Raw genomic sequence first — 7,154 nt, 5'->3', positions numbered from 1 at the left:
ATCCGGACATCCATGGCAGTTCTCCTCGCAAAGAACCGACCCTAGCACGACCAGACCCCCACGTTTTGCCCACTCCCGCCCGAACGGAGACACCGGCCCTCCTGGTTGATTTCAAGCTTTCGCCGAATGATGTGGTCAGACGATCTCGACCCCCGCGGTTTGAAACCCGTCGAGCTGCGCGTCGGACGCGGCTCTGTTTGTCACCAGCGTTCCGATCGTCTCCACTTCCCAGGAACGCACTTGGCTGGTGCCTCCCAGCTTGGAATGATCCGCCAGCAAGACCGCCCGACCTGCCTGCGCTGCCATTGCGGCAGAGATTTCGGCCTCTTGCAGGTCGTAGAAATATGTTCCCTTCTCGGGATGCACAGCGACCGGCGCGGAAAAACACAGGTCCACCTCGAAACGCCGGATTTCCGACAGGGTCAGCTCGCCCACCGTGGCGGGCACGTCAGCTGCGATCCGACCTCCCAGAAGAAGTACATCAATGTTTGCGGCCTGTAGCGTCGTGGCGATATCCAGCGAATTCGTTATCACCGACACGCCGGGCACTTTGGCAAGCTCTCGGGCGAAGACGGCAGTGGTCGACCCGGCATCTACCATGATCGTCTGCCCCGGCTGGATCAGGCCGACCGCTTTCTTCGCGATCTCGGACTTGGCCCGGATCTGGCTCGTCATGCGCTTTTGAAACGGGTCCTCTGTCCGCGCCTCGGGCAGAACGGCACCGCCATGCACCCGCGCCGCCTTTCCGGCCTCTTCAAGGTCAAGCAGGTCGCGCCGGACGGTTTCGCGCGACACGCCCAACATCCCGGCCAAATCGTTTGCGCTGACCTGCTGGTTGGCCGCCAGCATCGACACGATCCGCTGATGACGCTCCTTCGCCCACATCAGGTCGCCCCCTTGTTTGCGCCACGCCGTCGCAACAGCGCCAGTGTCACTTTCATAGACAGGACGGCCAGGCAGACAACCCCCATGACGCAGGTCGAGAAGGCCGCTGCCTGCGAGGTCAGCCCGGCATCGTCCAGCCGCATGATCGTCACGGCGGCCACGCTCAGGTCCGGTGTCGTCAGGAAGACGACCGCCGACAGTGTCACCATGGAGCGCATGAAGAGAAAGAAGAAGACCGACACCAGCATCGGCGCGATGAAGGGCGCAACGATGTCCCGCGCCGTGCGACCCAGCCCGGCACCAAGACTGCCGGCGGCCTCCTCCAGTGCCGAGGGCAGTTGACGGAATCCGGTCATCACCGTCAGGAAGCCCTGCGTGTGGTAGTGGTAGAAGTTGACGATCGCGATCAGCGCGGCGGTACCGTAGAGCAGGTAGAGCGGCGTCGCCGTGGAATTGAACGTCAGGATATAGGCCAGACCCAGAACCATGCCTGGTACAGCGGCCGGCATCGCGGCCAGGATCTGGATCGGTTGCGCCACTGCCTTGGGCAGGCGTCGCAGTCCCAGTCCCATCAGGAAAACCGCAACGGTCCCGCCCGAAGCGGCAGCCAGCGAGATGAAGATCGTCATCCAAAGCGATGAATACCCGCCCGCCAGCGTGATATCGTAATGCTTGGGCGACAGCGCCATGTTGTAGGGCCACAATGTGACGAAACTGGCATAGACCACGATCCCGATCACCGAAAGGATCCCGGCACAGATAAGCAATGACAGCGCCGCCATGCTGATGTCTCGCAGCGGAGCAAAGCTGGGCCGATAGGGCTCTTGCCCGGTGATTTGTCCGGCCTGCTGCCGTTTCATCGCCTGCCGCTCGATACTGTAGGAGATCACCGTGGGCAAAAGTAGCATGATGCCAACAACGGCGCCCATATTGAAGTTTCTCTGCCCCACGACCTGGCTGTAGATCTCGGTCGCCAACACCGAGTAATCGCCGCCGATTACCGCCGCATTGCCGAAATCGGTTATGGTGATGGTAAAGCAGACGAACGCTGCGTTCAGGATACCGAACCGCGCGGCGGGCAGGGTCAGGTCGCGGAACTGTCTCCACGGCGGCGCTCCCATGACCTCGGCGGCCTCGTAGGTGCGGGCGTCCAGAAGCACCAACGCTGCGCCGATGATCATTACGGCCTGTGGCAGCGCGTAGAGGGTGTTCGCGATCAACAGGCCCCAGAAACCGTAAATCTCGATTTCGACCCCAAGCATACGACTGATAACGCCGTTGCGGCCCAGCAGGAAGATCAGCCCGAGCGCCTGTACCAGCGAGGGGGCCAGCAGAGGCAGAACAATGACGCTGCGTATCAGCCACTTGCCGCGAAATGCACAGCGGTAAAGGCCATGCGCGATGATGAACCCCAGCAACACACTCAGCACCGTGGTCGCGCCCCCCATCGCCAGCGAATGCCGCGTGGCCCGCCAGAACCCGGAAGAGCCCAGCACTTCGGTGTAGTTGCCCAACCCGTAACTGTCGCCAACCGTGATCGAGCGCAGGAATACGATCACCATCGGGTAAGCGAAGAACAAGATCAGGCCCAGCAGCGGCAACCCGATGCAAGCCAGCGTCAGCAGGCGGTCGGCGTCAAATCGGGGGCGCATACGGGCACGGGATGACGTCTCGGCGAGGCTCATGCCGACACCGCCTCGGTTCCAACAGTGTCGTCAACAACCCATGTGCAGGCTTTGGGTGCGATGCTCAGCTCAACGCGGTCGCCCGTGTGATATGGACTACCGCCATGCGTTTCGACCAAAAGCGGCCCGGCGGGGCTTTCCACTTCCAGGCGCCGCAGGTTGCCCAGGAAACTGATGCTGCGGACGACAGCCCCACCGTTTTCTGAAGGGGTCACCTCGATCTGCTCGGGTCTGATACAGGCAAGATAGCTGTCTTCAGACGCGGGACGAGTCGGAACCAAGTCGGGAAAATGCCGCGCGACCGTGTCGGCAGCGAGCAGGTTACTGATCCCCATGAACTCCGCGACAAAGCGCGTAGCGGGTCGGTGGTACAGATCCTCCGGCGTGCCCGCCTGCACCACGACCCCGTGGTTCATGCAGATAATCTTGTCGGCCAGCGCCAGCGCTTCTTCCTGATCATGTGTTACCATCAGCGTTGGTATTCCCAGCGAGCGCTGCACCTGTCTGATCTCGTCGCGAAGCACCGCGCGGACCTTGGCATCGAGCGCCGATAGCGGCTCGTCGAGCAACAGGACGCGCGGATCCACGGCAATAGCCCGCGCCAGCGCGATGCGCTGTTGTTGGCCGCCCGACAGTTGCCCCGGCAGGTTATCGGCCACCTGAGGCAGTTTAACCAGCGCCAGCAACTCCTGCACCCGTGCGGCGATGTCGTCTTTTCGAACGCCCCGGATCTTCAGGCCGTAACCGATGTTCTCGGCCACCGTCATGTTCGGAAACAGCGAGTATGACTGGAACACGATCCCGAACCCCCGCTTGCGCGCCGGAAGATCCGAAAGGGTCGCGCCCTCCAGCGTGATCGTTCCTCCGTCCAAGTCGGTCAGCCCTGCGATCAGCCGCAGCAAAGTCGTCTTGCCGCATCCCGACGGGCCGAGCAAGCAGACGAACTCGCCTTTCTCGATCTCGATCGACACGCGGTCGAGCGCGGTGAAATTGCCGTAGGTCTTTGTGGCGTCGCGTACGGTCAGGTACATGTGGGGCGTGCTTTCTCATTCGTTGGGCAGGTTCGCGACCGGCCCGTCAAGTGTCGGGGCGGCCAAGGCCGCCCCAGTCTCGGGCTCAGCGCCCGAATTTTTCTTTCCACTTATCTTTTACGGCCATCTGATCCTCCGCCGCCTTGACGAAGTCAACATCCGCCAGGATCGTCGAGATTTCAGCCGGAAGGCCGGCTTTCTCGGCCGCCTCCGATGCATCGACACCCGGCACCGTGATCAGCGCCTTGTAGGTCTGGTAAAGGCCGATCACCTCGTCGGACATGGTCCAATCAAGGAAGGCTTTCGCCGCTTCCTTGTTGTCCGAGCTTGCCATCAGTCCCGACGCTTCCAACTCGTAGCCCACACCGCCCTCGGGAAAGACCATCGCCAGCGGGTAGCCTTCCTCGATCGACTGCATCGCGGTGAATGCCAGCGAAATGCCGACTGTATATTCACCCACGCGGGCAGATTTGCATGGTTTTGAACCCGAAGAGGTGTATTGCGCCATGTTGGGATCGACCGCGGCCAGCTGTGCCCAGCCGGCCTCTTCGCCCATGCTTTGCAGCACGGCGTTGACGTGCAGGTAGCCGGTGCCCGAGGAGTTTGGATCGGGCATCAGGATCTCGTCTTTGAATGCAGGGTCTTCCAGGTCGGCCCAGCTTGACGGCATCGGCAGGCCCTTTTCCTCGAGCCGTGCGGTGTTCACGCAGAAGGCGCCCATATAGCCGATTGGGGCGAACCACTTGCCGTCGCCACTGCGGAATTTCTCGGGCAGCACGTCGGAGCCAGCAGCCTCGTAGGGTTCCAGCATTTCAAGGATCTGCGGGTCCATCATCGCACTGACAGCCCAACCCCAGATCACGTCAGCCTGCGGATTCTCGGCTTCGGCCAGCAGCCGCGCACCAAGCTTGCCAGTGGACAAGCGCAGGACATTGATCTCGGTGTCCGGCATGGCGGCCTGTGCCGCTTCCACGTAGGCCGCGATTTCTTCTTCCTCGAGGGCAGTGTAGACGGTCAGTTCATCGGCCAGCGTTGGTGCGGCAAGGCAAAGCGCCGCGATCGACAGCGCGGTGGTCTGTGTCCAGGTGTTCATGGTGATCATGGTGATCTCCTTGTTGGTTTAGTTCTGTTGGTCCGGGCCTGTATCCGGAAGATTGCGGACCCTTGCGATGGTCCGTTCTGGTTGCCCGACGCGGAATTCGAGTCTGGGGTTATTTGTGTAGTCTTGCGTTTTTGTGGCATTTGTCTACGATAAATTTTCAAAGCGCACCTTCGCGGCCCCCCGTTCCCCGCATTTGAGGAAAAATCATGCAGTCTCTCTCGACCTTTCCGGAAACAGACCGGCTCGCACAGTTCGCCCAAGGTTTGGCCGACGTTACGGACGCCATGGCGATGACCTATTTCCGCAAGCCGCTGGAAATCGAGGCAAAGGACGACGACTCGCCCGTCACGCAGGCCGACCGCGCCATCGAGGCAGAGATGCGCCGGCAGATCACGCAAGCCTTCCCGACTCACGGCATTCTGGGAGAGGAACAGGAGAGCGCGCGACTGGAGTCCCCGCACATCTGGGTCATCGATCCGATTGATGGCACCAAGAGTTTCCTGTCCGGCATGCCCACCTTCGGCACGCTGATCGCCTGCCTCTCCGATGGCACGCCGAACCTCGGGGTGATCTCGATTCCTCCCACCGGCGAACGCTGGACGGGCCAGCGCGGTCAGCGCACAACACTCAACGGCGCGCCCTGCCAGACCAGTGGGAGAACGGCTCTGGCCGATGCGATCCTCTACACGACCAGCCCGGACAATTTCGACGCGACCGGACTGGCTCAGTTCGAGACGCTATCGGAAAAGGCTGCCATGCGACGGTTCGGCGGCGATTGCTACGGCTACGGTCTTTTGGCCTCGGGCCATGTCGATCTCCTGTTCGAGATGAACTTGCACCCCTATGACTACATGGCGCTCATCCCGGTGGTCGAAGGAGCGGGAGGTGTGATCACTGACTGGGACGGCGAGCCTCTCACATTGGCATCGGACGGCAAGATTATCGCCGCAGCCAGCGCCCCCCTGCACGCAGAGGCCCTGGCCGCTCTGAGGGCCACAGCATCCTTCCGGTGACCTTCGCAAGCAGGTTGGAAAGTTGTTTGCCCAGAAGCCGCTTGCGCCAAAAGGCTGATCCAACCCATTAGCGGACATATCTACAAAGCGCATGGTCATCTCCCGACCATAGAAATCGAACGTCAGGTTCTTCCTGTAGAGTTGAAATATGACCAAACTGCAGCGAACTTCCGCTTCCCGCCCTGATTGCACACGGCACCCACGCCTCATCACTGCAGTACGTGACGTCATTGAATACGCGCCCGCAGCTTGTCGGTGATGATTTCCATGACCATGACGATGAGAAAAATCGCAATTATGATCATCGAGGCGTTGCGATACTGGAAGAGATCAAAGGCGACCTTGAGCTCCTGACCGATCCCGCCCGCGCCCACGAGCCCCAGTACAACCGAAGACCGGACCGCCTTTTCCACAGCAAAGAGCGACGAATTGATGAGGGACGGCATGATGTCCGGCAGGATCGCACCCACGAGGATCGAGCCGCGCCCGGCGCCAATCGCGGATAGCGCCTCCTGCGGTTCTTTCTCGGCGTCTTCCAGTCCCCTTCTACGCGCCACCAGAATGTCGATGCAGGATGGCGCACGACCCATGCCATAGGGTCAATCTCATCTTCGAGGTCGTCCCCAGCTGGCGAAGGAAAGCCTGCGCTGACTGGTGTGCTGACAATTCGAACAGATTGGGATGGTATGTGGACGGGTTCATCAACTGGGTAAACTGGCATGGGAATCCTAACTGTTCGCTATTTGTTCTCAATCTGCGATTCACCTATCCGATGTCAAGTTCGGGTCGTTCACGTCGTGAATTTTTTGTGCATTCGCGCAATTATGCGGGACCGCATTCGGTAAGCATGGCTCGAAGCCGACGGTCTTCGCGTCCCATGCAAGAGCTCGGAGTTTAGGAACTTAACACTTCCCATGTTCGGCCACAGTAGCATCGCGTTAAACCATATTAGCAATAGTGTTAACTTGACCCCGTCGTTCCGCATTTTTGTCCATCAGCTGGGCGAGGCTTTTTCGCCCTTCGCTGCGCGGTGCAGGAAGGTCGGCTGAGCGGGACGAATCGGGCATGGCAGCATTGCATTCTTGTCGCTTGTATTCGGTTCAGCTCCACATATGTAAAAGACAGCACGGTCCTGCAAACTGGAGTATTCACCAATGAAAAAGATCGATGTAAAAAAGGACTACAACCGGACAAAGTTTCTGATTATTGCCATGGTGGCACAGATTGTCGTGGTGTGGATTGTCATGGCAATCTATCTGGCGTGGTTGAACTGACTACCAAATCGTGAACCGGGCTGTGCAAGTTGGTTTCCTTAGAACCGCGATGGCGGGAAATTGGAAAGGCGTGACACCTCGAATGGACTCTGATGATGTGACCACCCCCCGACGGCATCAATGTGCCAAGGTGGGTCTACGATGATCCACAAAGGAGGACGGTC

At 60.1% G+C, this 7,154-nt stretch carries 6 protein-coding genes; 1 reads left to right on the top strand and 5 read right to left on the bottom strand.

Annotated features, from left to right (window positions below):
- Positions 1-135: 135 nt before the first annotated feature.
- The 4 genes from ACN0WV_RS19455 to ACN0WV_RS19440 form a co-directional block, all read right to left on the bottom strand.
- Positions 136-885, bottom strand: a complete 750-nt coding sequence (locus tag ACN0WV_RS19455) for a DeoR/GlpR family DNA-binding transcription regulator (RefSeq protein ID WP_084354932.1) — start codon at positions 883-885, stop codon at positions 136-138.
- Positions 885-2,570, bottom strand: coding sequence for an ABC transporter permease subunit (locus tag ACN0WV_RS19450; protein ID WP_084354933.1), 1,686 nt, complete (start codon positions 2,568-2,570; stop codon positions 885-887). Before ACN0WV_RS19450 ends, ACN0WV_RS19455 begins: the two co-directional genes overlap by 1 nt.
- Positions 2,567-3,601 (bottom strand): ABC transporter ATP-binding protein, encoded by a 1,035-nt coding sequence (locus tag ACN0WV_RS19445; RefSeq protein WP_084354934.1) that lies wholly within the window; start codon positions 3,599-3,601, stop codon positions 2,567-2,569. Before ACN0WV_RS19445 ends, ACN0WV_RS19450 begins: the two co-directional genes overlap by 4 nt.
- An 85-nt stretch (positions 3,602-3,686) precedes the next feature.
- Positions 3,687-4,703, bottom strand: coding sequence for an ABC transporter substrate-binding protein (locus tag ACN0WV_RS19440; protein ID WP_417607882.1), 1,017 nt, complete (start codon positions 4,701-4,703; stop codon positions 3,687-3,689).
- Positions 4,704-4,909: 206 nt separating this feature from the next.
- Between ACN0WV_RS19440 and hisN the strand changes: the two genes are divergently transcribed.
- The gene (hisN, locus tag ACN0WV_RS19435) at positions 4,910-5,716 is read left to right on the top strand and encodes a histidinol-phosphatase (protein ID WP_084354936.1); all 807 of its coding nucleotides are present in this window, start codon (positions 4,910-4,912) and stop codon (positions 5,714-5,716) included.
- A 227-nt stretch (positions 5,717-5,943) separates the two neighbouring features.
- Here hisN and ACN0WV_RS19430 read toward each other — a convergent pair whose 3' ends face one another.
- Entirely contained in the window at positions 5,944-6,306 is a 363-nt protein-coding gene (locus ACN0WV_RS19430) for a PhnE/PtxC family ABC transporter permease (protein WP_235866708.1), read from the bottom strand.
- Between the last annotated feature and the right edge of the window lie 848 nt (positions 6,307-7,154).

Origin of the sequence: Primorskyibacter flagellatus, assembly GCF_048268605.1 — a bacterium.
GTDB lineage: Bacteria > Pseudomonadota > Alphaproteobacteria > Rhodobacterales > Rhodobacteraceae > Primorskyibacter > Primorskyibacter flagellatus.
This window is presented reverse-complemented; position numbering and strand designations above follow the sequence as displayed.

Coding starts and splice junctions, on each gene's coding strand:
- ACN0WV_RS19455 (WP_084354932.1), bottom strand. CDS start 885: ATGTGGGCGAAGGAGCGTCATCAGCGGATCGTGTCGATGCTGGCGGCC.
- ACN0WV_RS19450 (WP_084354933.1), bottom strand. CDS start 2,570: ATGAGCCTCGCCGAGACGTCATCCCGTGCCCGTATGCGCCCCCGATTT.
- ACN0WV_RS19445 (WP_084354934.1), bottom strand. CDS start 3,601: ATGTACCTGACCGTACGCGACGCCACAAAGACCTACGGCAATTTCACC.
- ACN0WV_RS19440 (WP_417607882.1), bottom strand. CDS start 4,703: ATGATCACCATGAACACCTGGACACAGACCACCGCGCTGTCGATCGCG.
- hisN (WP_084354936.1), top strand. CDS start 4,910: ATGCAGTCTCTCTCGACCTTTCCGGAAACAGACCGGCTCGCACAGTTC.
- ACN0WV_RS19430 (WP_235866708.1), bottom strand. CDS start 6,306: ATGGGTCGTGCGCCATCCTGCATCGACATTCTGGTGGCGCGTAGAAGG.